Genomic DNA, 14,599 nt, shown 5'->3' on the forward strand with positions numbered 1-14,599 from the left:
TTATTTATCAAATTAATTTAAAAGGTGGAAGATGAGTTATTTAGTTTTAGTTAGACACGGTCAAAGTATTTGGAATTTAGAAAAAAAATTTACAGGATGGGTAGATGTTGATTTGACAGAAAATGGTAAATCTGAAGCAAAAAAAGCGGGTGAATTAATTAATAAAAACAACCTAACAATAGATCTTTATTTCTCATCTGTTCAATTAAGAGCCAAAAATACATTAAAAATAATTCAAGGAGAATTAAAGGACAATAAAGTTCCTAGTGAGGCATGGGAATTAAACGAAAGACATTATGGTGCACTTACTGGTCTTAACAAAGACGAAATGAAGGTAAAATTAGGGGAAGATAAGGTACATCAGTTTAGAAGGTCTTGGGATTTAAGACCTGATCCTCTAGACAAACAAAATCCATATCATCCATCTAATATAGAAATTTATAAAAATATTCCTGAAGATAAAATACCTAGCACAGAGTCTCTAAAAGACACTTATGAGAGAGTAATAGATTTTTACAAAAAAAAAATTGAAATCATAAATGATAAAAATATTTTAATGTCTGCACATGGAAATTCAATTAGAGCTCTTTGTAAGTACCTGTTTAATTTGGATAATGATGAAATTTCAAAATTAGAAATACCGACAGGTAATCCTTTGCTTATTGAAGTAAATGGAGATAAAAAAGTTTTAAGTGCTAAATATTTAGACTCTGACAGAGCTAAAGATCTTTTAGTTTTTTGAAGATTTCCAAATTAGTTAAATGATAAAAATTTTGTTTGCTTTCATATCCATGTAAATCTTTGGTATCAATCAATTTGTTCCAAATTTTAGAAATTGAAAACTTTTCATTAGTTTCATTTATAAACAATTCTTTACTTAATATCTGACAGCCGATGTAGATATAATTTTTATTTAATTCCTTAGTAATAAGATTATTTTCTAAATTGAAATCACCCTTTAAATTTTTATCAAAACTTAAATTTTTGTTTACTAATAAAAGAATATTTTTTAATTTTTCACTAAAATAGAACTCTTCCATTTTATTAATTTCATCAAAATACTCTTTTGTCCAAACAGTATCAGGATTAAAAACTATAAAATCATCTTCATTAGAATGCTTAATTAAATTTAAAATACCGCCCCCGGTATCTAGAATTTCTTTTCCATCTTCTATAATTTCAATATCAATATCAAAATTTTTATCTTTAAAAAATTTTAGAAAATGATCTTTTAAATAAAATGAATTTATTAAAATTTTCTTGATTCCCAAACTTTTAATCAATTGGATGCATTTTTCTAACATTGTTTCATTATGTAACTCTAACAATGGTTTGGGTGTATCTAATGTTATTGGGTTTAATCTTTTTCCATATCCCGCACATAATATTAACGCTGTATTTATTTTCATAATTTAATTGATAAATTCTGAAAAATTATTTTTTAATAATAATTTTAAATCCTCAAAAATCTTATTCTGTTTCAATCTGTAATCTATCATTTCCCATGTATAGGGGATCAATTGAATATATTTTTTTTTATTATCTCTATAAGCGAGCCTTGTAAAAATTCCAATGATTTTTAAATTTCTTAGAACTGACAGTATTTCAAAGTCTTGTTTAAATTTAATCAAGTTAATTTTTTTATTGGTTTTTATATAATAATCAAAAATCTTTTTTTTTAATCTGTTATTAGTTTTAAATCTAACATCATCTATCAATGATGCTAAATCATAAGCTTTATTTCCAATAAGAGCGTCTTGATTGTCAATTAAACTAATTTGATTTTTAAAATACATTAAATTTGAAACATGAAAATCCCTATGTACAAAAGTAACGTTTTTATTATTAAGTTTAGATAATAATTTATTTATCTCGTTTTTAAATTTTTTTTTGAATAAAGATTTATTTTTATTTAATTTTTTTTCGACATACCAGTCGCTAAAAAGTTTTGCTTCATTATATAAAATTTTATTTTTATATAATTGAAGTTTATAATTTTGATTTAAGAAATTTTTTATCCTTTTAGTTTTTATACTTTGTAGTTTATTCAATATATGAATAATATTTTTAAAAAATGAATACTTATTTTTCTTTTTATTTTTTAAAATTTTAAATAATGAGACATTTCCGAAATCCTGAATTTCAATGAAGTTATTTTTATAATTATGGCTAATCAGATTTGGTGCAGAAATTTTATTTTTTATTAAAATTTTGTTGACCGCATCATAAATTAATAAATTTTTCTTTTTTTCTTTTTTTGCATAAACAACTATAGAGTTATTTTTTTTACTTCTATAAAAAGTTCTAAATGATGCATCTCCTTTAATTTTTTGCAAATCTTTTGAAATTTTCATTCTAGTCTATTCTTAATCAATGCCTGTGATTTCAACACTTCTATTATTTAGCTCATTTTCATATTTAAATCTTAATACAATAATTTTTTCCTGAATATCTTTAACTAACTCTGGCCACTCAACAAAAGTAATTAAATTATTATCTTTTTCAAATATGTTTAGATCATTAGTATCTCTTTTATTTTTAATCCTAAATAAATCGTAATGTTTTATCTTCTTAGAACCTACATCATATTCATTTAATAAATTAAATGTTGGACTTGAAACTTCCGTAATTGGAAAATCTGAACTTTTTTGAAATTCATTAATCAAATATTTTATAAATGTAGTTTTGCCTACACCCATTTCACCATACAAAAATATAATTTCTCCACCTTGCAAAAAATTTTTAAAACTTTCTGCTAAAACTTTTGTTGTTTCTTCTGAACTTATATCGATCTTGCTATTTTTAATAGCGATAGGCATCTGGTTTGAATGGGCCTTCTGTTCCAACACTTATGTAATCTGCTTGTTCTTTTGATAATTTTGTTAATTTAGCCCCAACTTTTTTCAAATGTAATGTTGCTACTTTTTCATCTAAGTGCTTGGGTAAAACATAAACTTTATTTTCATAATTTTTATGGTTATGCCAAAGTTCTATTTGAGCAATTACTTGATTGGTAAAAGATGCGCTCATTACGAAACTTGGATGTCCAGTTGCACAACCTAAATTAACTAATCTTCCCTCGGCTAAAAGGATAATTCTTTTTCCACTTGGTAATTCGATTTCATGTACTTGAGGCTTAACTTCTGTCCATTTGTAATTTTTCAATGCCTCAACTTGTATTTCATTATCAAAGTGTCCAATATTACATAAGATTGCTCTATCTTTCATATCTCTCATATGATCAGCTGTAACTATATCTTTATTTCCAGTTGCTGTAACAACTATGTCTGCTCTACTAATAGCTTCTTCCATTAAAACTACTTCATAACCTTCCATTGCTGCCTGAAGTGCACAAATAGGATCTGCTTCAGTAACAAGAACTCTAGCACCACTTTGTCTTAAAGATGCGGCACTTCCTTTTCCAACGTCACCAAAACCAGCAACTATTGCAATTTTACCCGACATCATAACATCAGTAGCTCTTCTGATGCCGTCAACTAAACTTTCTCTACATCCATATAAGTTATCAAATTTAGATTTCGTTACAGAGTCATTAACGTTTATTGCAGGAACTAACAGAGAATTATCTTTCTCCATTTTATTTAATGCTTTAATTCCAGTTGTAGTCTCCTCTGAAACACCTTTTATATCTTTCATTAAATCTTTATATTCATTGTGCATGATGGCAGTTAAATCTCCCCCATCATCTAATAACATGTTGGGTTTCCAATCAGGTTTTCCAACTATTGTTTGTTTAATACACCACAAGTACTCTTCTTCTGTTTCACCTTTCCATGCATAAACAGGAATTCCAGCTTTCGCTATTGCTGCTGCAGCATGGTCTTGTGTAGAAAATATATTGCAAGATGACCATCTTACTTCTGCTCCAAGATCTACTAATGTCTCAATTAGTACTGCTGTTTGGATAGTCATATGGAGACATCCAATAATTCTAGCACCTTTTAATGGTTTTTCTTTTGAATACTCTTCTCTTAATGCCATTAAACCAGGCATTTCACTTTCTGCGATAGAAATTTCTTTTCTTCCAAATTCAGCTTGGGAAATATCTTTTACTTTAAAATCATCCATAGCGAGCTTTATACAGTTAAGTTCTATTTTATCAACTAAAGATTATAAACCAGGAAATTGTATTTCTATCGATGCTCCTTGCTTATCGAGCCTATTAGATGCTTCAATTTTTCCATCATGAAGATCAACTAAATTTTTTACAATATTTAAACCTAATCCTGAATGCTCACCAAAATTTTCTGGTCTATTACTGTAAAAACGATTAAAAATTTTTGAAGTATCTTTCTCTTTAAATCCTTGTCCTTCATCTAAAATTTTAACAATAACTTTTTTTTCTAATCCATTTGAAACATTCACGATTACCTCACTACCATCTTCACTAAATGAAATAGAATTATCCAATAAATTAGCAACGATTTGTTCAATCCTATTTTCTATTCCATTAATTAGATACTCTGACTTTCCATCATTTTGATAGTTTATACTTATATTTTTCTTGAATTTATAAATGTTGTTATAATCATCAACAACAGATTGGATAATTGGTTGTATATCTAGTTTTTTCATTTGCTCTTTACTAAGTGCAACTTCATCTTTCAACATTTGTGAATAATCTGTAATTAATCTTTCAATTCTTTGTACGTCATGAGTAAGAATATCTAAAAGCTTAGTTCTTTGATTTATATCTTTTGTATCTTTTAAAATTTCCGATGCACTTTTTAAAGATGCTAGTGGATTTCTTATTTCATGAACTAAATCTGTTGAGAAATTTTCTGCATGAGAAATTCGTTTTTGCAATTCATTAGTCATATCCTCCATTGAATTAGATAATAATCCCAATTCGTCATTTCTATTCTTCAAATTTTCAATTCCTGTTTTGCCAGGGTTTTTTTCTTTTACTTTGATTGTATATCCAACTAGGTTTTGAATTGGTTTAATAAAATATCTGCTAAGTACAAAAGAAAAAATTAAAATTACAAAACCAACTGATATAGCTGTTCTAATTACAAATGCTCTTCTCTCGTCTATAGCTGTCTTAATCTCATTGGCGTTCTCTGAGATAACTATAAAACCTAAATTATTTTCATCACTTTTTACATTTTTAACTGTTGTAACTTTAAATTGATTTAAATTATCTTCTGTAAAAGTATAATAATTTCCATAGTTATCTGAATTATTATACCTTTCTAATAAATTTTTAAATGAAGCCTTTGTTTCATTATTTTGAGAAGAATTATTTTCTTTGTTTTCATCTTCATTGACTTCTTCACTCAAACTTTCAAATTCAATTTTATCTAATCGTGTTGAAAAAGATCGTGGATCAAGATCTAAAGTATCAGTATCACCAATTAATTCTAATTTATTATCAAAGAAAATGACTCTGTCTAAATTTTGAAAAATAAATCTTGTAGAAAATAAAAATTTTCTAATGTCATTTTCCTGAAATTTTATATTCAATCTTTTAATATTATCAGTCGTATTATTAATAATATTAATATGATCTTCAGATTTTTTTTTTAATAAACTTGGTTCAATATTAGTAAGATAAATAAGTGTAAATAAACCAATAATTGTAAATATTACAAAGTTTATAAATAGAAATTTTTTAAGAATAGAAAGAGTCTTTAAGTATTTACTAAACATCAGCTAACATTCCATCTATATCCACTACCATATCTAGTTTCAATAGCTGAAAAATCAGGATCTACTTTTTTGAATTTTTTTCTTATTCTTTTCACGTGACTATCAATAGTTCTATCTTCAATATCCGTATCTTCTCTGTAAGCAATATCCATTAGTTGAGCTCTTTCTTTAATAATCCCAGGTCTTTTTGCCAATTCTTTAACAATCAAAAACTCAGTAGTTGTTAATTTATCTGGTAACTGTTTGCCATTCCACTCACATTCAAGCTGAGATGGGTCAAGTTTTAATCTACCATGTGAGATTAAGCTTTTATTTTCTTCTAATGAATTATTTGAATCTTTTTTTCTTAATTGAACTCTTATTCTTTCAATCAAAACTTTAATTGAAAATCCTCCAGATTTTTTTACAAAATCATCTGCACCTAATTTTAATCCAAGTAACTCATCAATTTCATCATCCTTAGATGTTAAAAATATTACCGGAAGAGAAGTTTTTTTTCGTAATTTTTTTAATAATTCTTCTCCATCCATTTTTGGCATTTTAATATCAATGACTGCTAAGTCAGGTGGCATTCTAGTAAGACCGATTAATGCACTCTCTCCATCAATATATGTTTGGACTTTGAAACCCTCTTTTTCTAAGGCAATACTAAGACTAGTTAGTATGTTTCTGTCATCATCAATTAAAGCTATAGTTTGTGTTTGCATTTTTATGTTTTATATAAAAATATTAAATTGTTCTAAATTAGGCAATCGAATATAATTAATGAAGCATTCCCCAATTATCACCAACATTTACATCAACTGTTAAAGGGGTAGAAAAGGAATGATAATCACTTTGAGTAACACTCGTCATCTCATTCTGTATTAACTTGACCATTACCTTTTCCTCTTTTTTTGGGACTTCAAAAATAAGCTCATCATGTATTTGAAGAAGTATTTTGGATTTTAAATTTTTTTCTTCATTTAATTTTTTGTCTAGTCTAATCATTGCTAATCTCATAACTTCAGATGCTGACCCTTGAATTGGGGCATTAATTGCTGCTCTCTCTTGAAAATTTCTAACATTAAAATTTTTATCATTTATTCCATTAAAATGAGATCTTCTTCCAAATATATTGTTTACATAACCACTTTTTCTACAAAACTTAATTGTGCTATCCATATAAACTTTAATTTCAGGAAATTTAGCAAAATAAGCATTAAGAAATTCTTCTGCTTCATAATTAGAAACATTGATTTGTTTGGCCAAACCATACTGAGAAATTCCATAAATTATTCCAAAGTTTATTGCCTTGGCTTTCCTTCTGTGATCTTGATTTACCTTTTTAATATCAATATTAAATATTTGGCTAGCTGTTAAAGAGTGAATATCCTCGTTATTTTTAAAAGCTTTTTTAAGTTCCTTAACATCTGCAAGATCTGCTAAAATTCTCATCTCAATTTGATTGTAATCTGCAGATATCAATAAATAATCTTTTTTGGCCTTGAACGCTTTTCTAATATCTTTTCCATCTTCAGATTTAATTGGAATATTTTGCAGATTTGGATCACTTGAAGCTAGTCTGCCTGTTGTTGTTGCCGCTAATAAAAACGATGTATGAACTCTTTTTGTATTTGGATTAATATGCTCTGGTAAAGCGTCTGAGTACGTATTTTTTAATTTTGAAACTTGCCTCCAATCTAATACTAATTTTGGAAATTCATGGCCTTTGAAGGCTAGATCTTCTAAAACACTTGCACTTGTTGCAAAACTTCCTTTTTTTGTTTTTTTTGTCCCTGCAATTTTAAGATCATTGTATATAATTTCTCCCAATTGTTTTGGTGAAGCAATATTAAATTCTTTCTTGGAAATTTTAAAAACTTCTTTTTCAATTTTTTTAATTTTCTTATCAAATTTAGAAGAAAGAGAATTTAAAAATTTACTATCTACTTCAACACCTTCGATTTCCATGAATGCGAGTATTTTAATTAGTGGTTTTTCAAAAATCTCATAGATATTAAATAATTTTTCAGATTTTAAACTTTTAATAAATTTTTTATATAACCTGAAAGTAACATCTGCATCTTCTGCTGCATAATTTTTTGCTGTTTCTAATTCTACTTCACTAAAATTTATTTCTTTTTTGCCAGTACCAACAATTTCTTTAAATGAAATTGTCTTATGTCCAAGATGGATATCTGAAAGAGTGTCCATGTTGTGTCTGTTCTTTCCAGCATCTAATACATAAGACATAAGCATAGTATCTTCCATTGACGAAAGTGAAATGCCAAATTTGTAGAAAACTATAAAATCAAATTTAATATTTTGACCAATTTTTTTAACACTTGGGTCCTCTAACAAATTTTTCAATTTATTGACAACATTCTCTTTATTTAAACAATTCTGAGATTTATGACCAACTGGGATGTAACAAGCTTTTCCAATTTTTGAACAAAGTGAAATTCCAACTAAATCAGCCTGATGGGGGTCCAACGAACTTGTCTCTGTATCGACAGCAACTTCCCCTGCTTCCTCAGCTTCTTCTATCCACTCATCAATTTCATTAATATCTGTAATTAGATGATAATCTTTATTGCTTATTGGTTTTTGTTTTTCAGTAGATTTTAAATTATTTTCAGATCCAGATAACTTTGGTTCCCCATAAGCTGAAATTGCAGAACTTAACAATCTATTAAATTCCATTTCTCTTAAAAATTTATACAGTTTTTCTTTATCAACCTCTTTGAGTTTAAATTCTGTTAAGTTTTTATTTACTGGAGACTTATTATCTAGAGTTACAAGTTTTTTACTAATTAAAGCTTTATCTTTATTCTCTATTAAAGTTTCTCTTCTTTTGTTCTGTTTAATTTCATGGGCAGAGTCTAATAATTTTTCTAGAGTGCCATATTTATTAATTAATTCTGCAGCTGTTTTAACTCCTATTCCTGGAACACCAGGTACGTTGTCACTACTATCGCCTGCTAAAGATTGAACATCTATAACTTTTGAAGCATCAACACCAAACTTTTTAATCACATCGTCCTCTGTGATAAATTTATTTTTCATAGGGTCAAAAATTCGAACACCTTTTTTGTAAAGTTGCATTAAGTCTTTATCTGATGAAACGATTGTAACTTTAGCCCCTTTTTTGAGTATTTGATCAACATATGTGGCTATGAGATCGTCAGCTTCATAGTTTGGCAAATCTACAGAAGGTAAATTAAACGCTAAAACTGATTTTCTAATATATTCAAACTGAGGCGCCAAATCATCAGGGGCTTCTGATCGATTAGCTTTATAATCACTATAAATTTCATTTCTGAAAGTCTTTCTGGCAGAATCAAAAATTACAGCAAAATGTGTTGGTTTTTGTAAATTTTGATCAGATTTTGAATCCTCTAATAATTTAAACAACATGCTACAAAATCCACTTACAGCACCTGTGGGTAGTCCATCACTTTTTCTAGTCAATGGTGGTAAAGCATAATAAGCTCTAAAAATATAACCAGAGCCATCAATTAAATAAAAATGATCTGTTTTTTGTATTTTATTCATGAGGATTAACAAATATTACATTGCTAACAATTTCTGTATATAAAAAAATAAAATTAAATCTTAAGGCTAATATAGCTAGATTATTTTTTATATTTTGAGTATTATTTTAATATGGAACTTACAAAAAACTTAACACAAACAAAAATCATAAAATCTTTATTAGCAGTAATTCTAGGTTCAATTGCTTTAACTATTTCTGCAAAAATTAAGATTCCATTTTATCCAGTTCCAATGACAATGCAGACATTTGTTGTGTTATTCTTAGGTGTAAGCTTAGGTTATAAAATTGGTTTAGCTTCTGTAGCTTTGTATTTGTTAGAGGGTATTGCGGGATTACCAGTATTTTCAAACTCCCCAGAAAAAGGAGTTGGTATAGTCTATTTTACTGGTCCAACGATGGGATATTTAATTGGTTTTTTAACTGCTTGTTATTTAGCATCAAAAATTAATACAAAAGATAGTTTAATAAATATTTTAACTAAATTAGTTATTGCAACCTCTACTATTTATATCTTGGGTTTAATATGGTTAGGTACTTTGATTGGTTGGGATAAACCAATATTTTCACTAGGTGCAAAACCTTTTTTATTAGCAGAATTATTTAAAATTATTATTTTAGCTTTAGCCGCTAAACAAATAATTAAAATAAGAAATATTATCTAGGGGATCTTTTAGATAGAATTCTTTGAAGAGTTCTTCTGTGCATCTTCAATCTTCGAGCTGTTTCAGAAACATTCCTATTACATAATTCAAATACTCTATGAATGTGTTCCCATTTAACTCTATCTGCTGACATTGGATTTTCTGGTGGTGCAGCCTTTTTAGCTGGATCTGCCAACAATGCTTTTTCTACATCTTCTGCATCTGCTGGTTTTGCTAAGTAATCAATTGCTCCTTCTTTAATAGCTGCAACTGCAGTGGGAATATTTCCATAACCCGTGAGCATTATAATTCTACTATCATTATTAGAAGATTGAATCTCCTTAACGACCTCAAGGCCATTACCGTCTCCAAGTCTTAAGTCCACAACTGCGAAACCTGGTTTTTTACTTTTAACGGATTCAACTCCCTTTTGTACACTCTCAGCTTGAAAAACTTCAAAACCTTTTTTTTCCATAGCTCTTGCCAATCTTTCTCTAAAAGGATTGTCATCATCTACTATTAAAAGCGACTTATTTTCGAAATCGCTTAGATTTTGTAATTTGGCTTCGTTTTTCATGAGCTTTATATGGGGTCAAAATCTGATATTACAATATATGAAAATTGCGCAAATCAGCCTTGAATTATTTGCTTTACATTGCCTGTGTTTACATTATATGGCTCAAATTATTAAAGTTTTATTAAAAACTTTTTTTTATTAAATTTTTTTTGGAGGCATATGAAATGCAAAAATTTAAGTCAGTTGAAGAAGTTATAAATCAACTGAAACCTGAAAAGCCTGTTTATTGTATTAGGAAGAAATCCATAGAGTCTTCGGTTAAATTTTTCTTAGATAAGTTCCCTGGAAAAATTTTATATGCAGTTAAGACAAACCCACATCCCCAAGTTATACAAACAATTTTAAACACAGGTGTAAACCAATTTGATGTTGCCTCAATTGAAGAAATTAAAGCTATAAGAAAACTTACTCAAAATGCAAAATGCTCTTACATGCATACTGTAAAAAGTAGAGAAAGTATCAAAGAGGCCTATTTTAATTATGGTGTAAAAACTTTCTCATTAGATACTAAAGAAGAGTTAATTAAAATTATTGAAAGCACAAATAACGCAAAAGATTTAGAATTATTTGTAAGAGTTGCTGTTTCAAATGAGCATGCTGAAATTGATTTATCTAAAAAATTTGGAGCACTAACATCTGAAGCTATAGGATTACTAAGATTAGTAAAACAATATGCAAGAAAAATTGGATTAAGTTTCCATGTTGGATCACAGTGTATGCATCCAATTTCATACGCTAAAGGTATAAATGAGATTGGAAATATAATTAAAAAAACAAAAATAATCCCTGATACAATAAATGTTGGTGGAGGATTTCCAACAATTTATCCAGATTTAATTCCGCAATCATTAGATGAATACTTCAATGAAATTAAAAAAAGTTTGTCTAATTTAAAATTAGAGAAGCTGCCAGAGATAATTTGTGAACCAGGAAGAGCATTAGTTGCAGAAAGTGGCTCAACAATAGTTAAAGTTAATTTAAGAAAAAAACAAAAACTTTATATAAACGATGGAACATATGGAACTCTATTTGATGCAGGAACACCTAACATAGTTTACCCATCAAAAATGATTAAAGAAAATTCCAATAAAATAATTTCAAAAAAATTGACTGCTTTTGATTTCTTTGGTCCTACATGTGATAGCATGGATTATATGAAAGGACCTTTTTTATTACCAAATAATATTAAGGAAAATGATTACATAGAGCTTGGTCAACTTGGAGCATATGGATTAACGTTTAGAACACAATTCAATGGTTACTATTCAGATGAAATTTATGAAGTTGAAGATAAACCAATAATGTCAATGTATGAAAAAGACGTTAACAGCGCTCATATGGTTGCTTAATGTCAGACCAAAAAAATCTAGGACATAATAGTAAAAGAGATTTTTTAAAAAATCCTGTTGAACATATAGATATTACTTCATTTGACTCTAGAACAATTATTTCTTCAATGGAGAAAATGTCATTTGTATCTAGAGAAACTGCAAATGCAGCGAACATTTACAACGAAATGCTTAAAGATAAGGAATGTACAATTTTTCTTACTTTAGCAGGATCAACATCTGCAGCAGGATGTATGAATATTTATAAAGATCTTGTTAAATATAATATGGTTGATGCAATTGTAGCAACAGGGGCATCAATTGTAGATATGGATTTTTTTGAAGCTCTTGGATTTAAACATTATCAAGGATCTCAATTTCAAGATGATACTGAATTAAGAGACAACTATATTGATAGAATTTACGACACATATATCGACGAAGAAGAGCTTCAAATGTGTGATAAAATTATTTGCGAAATAGCAGATACTTTAGAACCAAGAAGTTATACTTCGAGAGAATTTATTTTAGAAATGGGAAAATATTTAAAAAAAAATTCAAAAAAGAAAGACTCTTTAATTGAAACAGCTTACGATAATAATGTTCCAATTTTTTGTCCAGCTTTCACAGATTCAAGCGCAGGTTTTGGTCTTGTAATGCATCAAGAAAAAAATCCAAAAAAACATATGACTATAGACTCAGTTAGAGAATTTAGAGAACTAACTGAAATTAAAATCAAATCAAAAGGTTCTGGTTTATTTATGATTGGTGGAGGAGTTCCTAAAAATTTTATTCAAGACACTGTTATTTGTGCTGAGCTTCTTGGTAAAAATGTAGATATGCATAAGTATGCTGTACAAATTACAGTTGCTGATAGTAGAGATGGTGCATGTAGTAGTTCTACTTTAAAAGAAGCAAGTTCTTGGGGTAAAGTGGATATCACTAAAGAACAAATGGTATTTGCTGAAGCAACAAGTGTATTGCCATTAATAGCTAGTGATGCTTACCACAAAGGTGAGTGGAAAAATAGAGAACGAAAAAACTTCTCAAAAATATTTATATAAAATTGAAATATTTATCAAACAAACATGGTTTCTTAGGAATTGATAATACATTCAACTTCAAAGAAAAAGTAGTAGTTGTTCCATTTGGACTTGAAAAAACAGTTAGTTATGGCGGTGGAACAAAAAATGGACCAAAAGAAATTATCAAAGCTTCTCACCAAGTTGAACTTTATGATGAGGAACTAAATTGTGAACCTTACAAAAAAATAGGTATCAAGACATTAAAACCATTCAAAATTGATAAAAATATCAAAGTAGCATTAAATAAAATTTCTAATATCAATGGGGAAATTTTAGATAAAAAACTATTTCCAATGACTTTTGGTGGTGAACATTCAATTACACCAGGGTGCATTGTTCCTTTTACAAAGAAATATAAAAATATTTGTCTTTTACATTTCGATGCACATGCAGATTTACGTGAAAGTTATAATGGTGAAAAATTTTCACATGCATCTGCAATAAGGAGATGTTTAGATTATAAAAATGTGTCTTTGATCTCTTTTGGAATTAGAAATATATCAGAAAGTGAAATTCCATTTTTGAAAAAAAATTCAAATAGAATAGATATCTTCTGGGCAAAAGATAAAAAAAAATGGAATTTAAATAAATTTAAAAAATTAATTAAAAATAAGACTGTTTACTTAACGTTTGATGTCGACGGATTAGATTCAAGTATTATGCCTGCTACCGGAACACCTGAACCAGGTGGATTGTTGTGGGATGAAACATTAGAGATAATTAGAATTGCTGCAAAAAATTCAAATATAGTTGGAGCTGACATTAATGAACTTTCTCCAATTAAAGGATTTAACTCCTATAATTTTCTTGTTGCTAAATTAGCTTATAAAATTTTGTCTTATAAATTTTTGTATTAGACTTTAATTGGCTTAAATATTTTTAACAACATTCTAAATGGTATTAACATTATTAGTGCTACCAATAACTTAACACCTAAATCACCTAAGGACAAAGTTACCCAAGGAACTCCTGTTCCATAAAATGATATTGAGAAAAATAAAAAAGTATCAATAGTTGAACCAATTAATGATGAAGTTAGAGGTGCAACAAACCACTGTTTTTTTCTTAAACGATCAAATATTTGAATATCTAGCAATTGGGCTGTAAGGAAAGCAATTCCAGATCCAACTGCAATTCTTATAGAAATTAAATCTTCGAAGTTTGTTGAGAAAAATAGAGTAAAAATAATTCCTATAAAAAAACCAAAATAAACTATTTTTCTCGCAATTATCTTTCCGTAAGATCTATTTGCTAAATCAGTTATCAAAAAAGCTACTGGATAACTAAAAGCTCCATAAGTAAGAATTTCATTTAATCCATAATAATTTATTGGAAATTGAACAAGATAGTTTGAGGATAAAACAACCACACCCATCATTAAAGATAGGCTGATAAAAAATTTATTCATTAAGCAGATTTAGTTACTGGCTTTTTTTTGTATGGTGATTTTAATAAAATAACTTTTTTAAGTTTTTTTAATCTTGGTGATATATTTTTATTTTTTACAGTTTTTAAGAACTCGTCAAAACTTCCTTTTTTATCAACTGATCTTACTCCTGAATTACTAACTGTTAGCTTTAAACTTCTTCCAGCAAGCTCACTTGTAAATTTTACTTTTTTTAAATTAGGTAAAAATCTTCTTTTAGTCTTATTGTTAGCATGACTAACATTATGACCTTTCATAGGAATTTTACCAGTTAATTCGCATTTTTTTGACATAATTTCAGTGCCTATATAAGGGGAGATATTAAGGGCGT

15 protein-coding genes are annotated in these 14,599 nt (G+C 28.0%); 5 read left to right on the forward strand and 10 right to left on the reverse strand.

The features are described 5' to 3' along the window. Positions 1 to 31 precede the first annotated feature (31 nt). A complete protein-coding gene (locus ACTTAS_RS05915; protein WP_440678691.1) occupies positions 32 to 742 on the forward strand; it encodes a 2,3-bisphosphoglycerate-dependent phosphoglycerate mutase in 711 nt (236 codons plus the stop codon). On the opposite strand, the gene ACTTAS_RS05920 is transcribed toward ACTTAS_RS05915, so the two are convergent. Genes ACTTAS_RS05920 through polA form a run of 7 tightly spaced genes read right to left on the reverse strand, consistent with a single transcriptional unit; the run spans position 720 to position 9,210 of the window. Then, positions 720 to 1,409 (reverse strand): sugar phosphate nucleotidyltransferase, encoded by a 690-nt coding sequence (locus ACTTAS_RS05920; protein ID WP_440650899.1) that lies wholly within the window; start codon positions 1,407 to 1,409, stop codon positions 720 to 722. The genes ACTTAS_RS05915 and ACTTAS_RS05920 overlap by 23 nt on opposite strands. A 3-nt stretch (positions 1,410 to 1,412) precedes the next feature. Continuing rightward, positions 1,413 to 2,354 (reverse strand): phosphotransferase, encoded by a 942-nt coding sequence (locus ACTTAS_RS05925; protein WP_440678692.1) that lies wholly within the window; start codon positions 2,352 to 2,354, stop codon positions 1,413 to 1,415. A gap of 12 nt (positions 2,355 to 2,366) precedes the next feature. Next, positions 2,367 to 2,819 carry a tRNA (adenosine(37)-N6)-threonylcarbamoyltransferase complex ATPase subunit type 1 TsaE gene (gene tsaE, locus ACTTAS_RS05930; RefSeq protein ID WP_440678693.1) on the reverse strand — a complete coding sequence of 151 codons (453 nt, stop codon included), beginning with the start codon at positions 2,817 to 2,819 and terminating at the stop codon, positions 2,367 to 2,369. Continuing rightward, the gene (ahcY, locus tag ACTTAS_RS05935) at positions 2,803 to 4,089 is read right to left on the reverse strand and encodes an adenosylhomocysteinase (RefSeq protein WP_440633057.1); all 1,287 of its coding nucleotides are present in this window, start codon (positions 4,087 to 4,089) and stop codon (positions 2,803 to 2,805) included. Before ahcY ends, tsaE begins: the two co-directional genes overlap by 17 nt. 42 nt (positions 4,090 to 4,131) lie before the next feature. Next, positions 4,132 to 5,673 (reverse strand): sensor histidine kinase, encoded by a 1,542-nt coding sequence (locus tag ACTTAS_RS05940; protein WP_440678694.1) that lies wholly within the window; start codon positions 5,671 to 5,673, stop codon positions 4,132 to 4,134. Next, on the reverse strand, positions 5,673 to 6,380 hold the full coding sequence (locus tag ACTTAS_RS05945) for a response regulator transcription factor (RefSeq protein ID WP_262589856.1): 708 nt from the start codon (positions 6,378 to 6,380) through the stop codon (positions 5,673 to 5,675). The genes ACTTAS_RS05940 and ACTTAS_RS05945 overlap by 1 nt, the downstream gene beginning before the upstream one ends. A 55-nt stretch (positions 6,381 to 6,435) precedes the next feature. Then, the gene (polA, locus tag ACTTAS_RS05950) at positions 6,436 to 9,210 is read right to left on the reverse strand and encodes a DNA polymerase I (protein WP_440678695.1); all 2,775 of its coding nucleotides are present in this window, start codon (positions 9,208 to 9,210) and stop codon (positions 6,436 to 6,438) included. A gap of 111 nt (positions 9,211 to 9,321) precedes the next feature. Here polA and ACTTAS_RS05955 point away from each other — a divergent pair, with 111 nt between their 5' ends. Then, positions 9,322 to 9,873, forward strand: a complete 552-nt coding sequence (locus ACTTAS_RS05955) for a biotin transporter BioY (protein WP_440678696.1) — start codon at positions 9,322 to 9,324, stop codon at positions 9,871 to 9,873. Here the strand turns inward: ACTTAS_RS05955 and ACTTAS_RS05960 are convergent. Further along, positions 9,866 to 10,429, reverse strand: coding sequence for an ActR/PrrA/RegA family redox response regulator transcription factor (locus tag ACTTAS_RS05960; RefSeq protein ID WP_440613721.1), 564 nt, complete (start codon positions 10,427 to 10,429; stop codon positions 9,866 to 9,868). The genes ACTTAS_RS05955 and ACTTAS_RS05960 overlap by 8 nt on opposite strands. 164 nt (positions 10,430 to 10,593) lie before the next feature. Here ACTTAS_RS05960 and ACTTAS_RS05965 point away from each other — a divergent pair, with 164 nt between their 5' ends. Genes ACTTAS_RS05965 through speB form a run of 3 tightly spaced genes read left to right on the forward strand, consistent with a single transcriptional unit; the run spans position 10,594 to position 13,699 of the window. Continuing rightward, on the forward strand, positions 10,594 to 11,778 hold the full coding sequence (locus tag ACTTAS_RS05965) for a type III PLP-dependent enzyme (RefSeq protein ID WP_440678697.1): 1,185 nt from the start codon (positions 10,594 to 10,596) through the stop codon (positions 11,776 to 11,778). After that, complete coding sequence (locus ACTTAS_RS05970) at positions 11,778 to 12,821, forward strand: 1,9-bis(guanidino)-5-aza-nonane synthase (protein WP_440678698.1); 1,044 nt, start codon at positions 11,778 to 11,780, stop codon at positions 12,819 to 12,821. Before ACTTAS_RS05965 ends, ACTTAS_RS05970 begins: the two co-directional genes overlap by 1 nt. Positions 12,822 to 12,823: 2 nt before the next feature. Beyond that, positions 12,824 to 13,699 carry an agmatinase gene (gene speB, locus ACTTAS_RS05975; protein ID WP_440650893.1) on the forward strand — a complete coding sequence of 292 codons (876 nt, stop codon included), beginning with the start codon at positions 12,824 to 12,826 and terminating at the stop codon, positions 13,697 to 13,699. On the opposite strand, the gene ACTTAS_RS05980 is transcribed toward speB, so the two are convergent. Beyond that, the gene (locus ACTTAS_RS05980) at positions 13,696 to 14,250 is read right to left on the reverse strand and encodes a queuosine precursor transporter (protein ID WP_262589863.1); all 555 of its coding nucleotides are present in this window, start codon (positions 14,248 to 14,250) and stop codon (positions 13,696 to 13,698) included. The genes speB and ACTTAS_RS05980 overlap by 4 nt on opposite strands. Further along, a complete protein-coding gene (gene rpmB / locus ACTTAS_RS05985; protein WP_440678699.1) occupies positions 14,250 to 14,561 on the reverse strand; it encodes a 50S ribosomal protein L28 in 312 nt (103 codons plus the stop codon). The genes ACTTAS_RS05980 and rpmB overlap by 1 nt, the downstream gene beginning before the upstream one ends. Positions 14,562 to 14,599 lie beyond the last annotated feature (38 nt).

The sequence above is a fragment of the Candidatus Pelagibacter sp. HIMB1611 genome (assembly GCF_052047715.1).
In the GTDB taxonomy this organism is placed as follows: Bacteria; Pseudomonadota; Alphaproteobacteria; order Pelagibacterales; family Pelagibacteraceae; genus Pelagibacter.

What these genes read in the sequence shown, in the direction of transcription:
- ACTTAS_RS05915 (WP_440678691.1), top strand. Translation starts at nt 32, where the DNA reads ATGAGTTATTTAGTTTTAGTTAGACACGGTCAAAGTATTTGGAATTTA.
- ACTTAS_RS05920 (WP_440650899.1), bottom strand. Translation starts at nt 1,409, where the DNA reads ATGAAAATAAATACAGCGTTAATATTATGTGCGGGATATGGAAAAAGA.
- ACTTAS_RS05925 (WP_440678692.1), bottom strand. Translation starts at nt 2,354, where the DNA reads ATGAAAATTTCAAAAGATTTGCAAAAAATTAAAGGAGATGCATCATTT.
- tsaE (WP_440678693.1), bottom strand. Translation starts at nt 2,819, where the DNA reads ATGCCTATCGCTATTAAAAATAGCAAGATCGATATAAGTTCAGAAGAA.
- ahcY (WP_440633057.1), bottom strand. Translation starts at nt 4,089, where the DNA reads ATGGATGATTTTAAAGTAAAAGATATTTCCCAAGCTGAATTTGGAAGA.
- ACTTAS_RS05940 (WP_440678694.1), bottom strand. Translation starts at nt 5,673, where the DNA reads ATGTTTAGTAAATACTTAAAGACTCTTTCTATTCTTAAAAAATTTCTA.
- ACTTAS_RS05945 (WP_262589856.1), bottom strand. Translation starts at nt 6,380, where the DNA reads ATGCAAACACAAACTATAGCTTTAATTGATGATGACAGAAACATACTA.
- polA (WP_440678695.1), bottom strand. Translation starts at nt 9,210, where the DNA reads ATGAATAAAATACAAAAAACAGATCATTTTTATTTAATTGATGGCTCT.
- ACTTAS_RS05955 (WP_440678696.1), top strand. Translation starts at nt 9,322, where the DNA reads ATGGAACTTACAAAAAACTTAACACAAACAAAAATCATAAAATCTTTA.
- ACTTAS_RS05960 (WP_440613721.1), bottom strand. Translation starts at nt 10,429, where the DNA reads ATGAAAAACGAAGCCAAATTACAAAATCTAAGCGATTTCGAAAATAAG.
- ACTTAS_RS05965 (WP_440678697.1), top strand. Translation starts at nt 10,594, where the DNA reads ATGCAAAAATTTAAGTCAGTTGAAGAAGTTATAAATCAACTGAAACCT.
- ACTTAS_RS05970 (WP_440678698.1), top strand. Translation starts at nt 11,778, where the DNA reads ATGTCAGACCAAAAAAATCTAGGACATAATAGTAAAAGAGATTTTTTA.
- ACTTAS_RS05980 (WP_262589863.1), bottom strand. Translation starts at nt 14,250, where the DNA reads ATGAATAAATTTTTTATCAGCCTATCTTTAATGATGGGTGTGGTTGTT.
- rpmB (WP_440678699.1), bottom strand. Translation starts at nt 14,561, where the DNA reads ATGTCAAAAAAATGCGAATTAACTGGTAAAATTCCTATGAAAGGTCAT.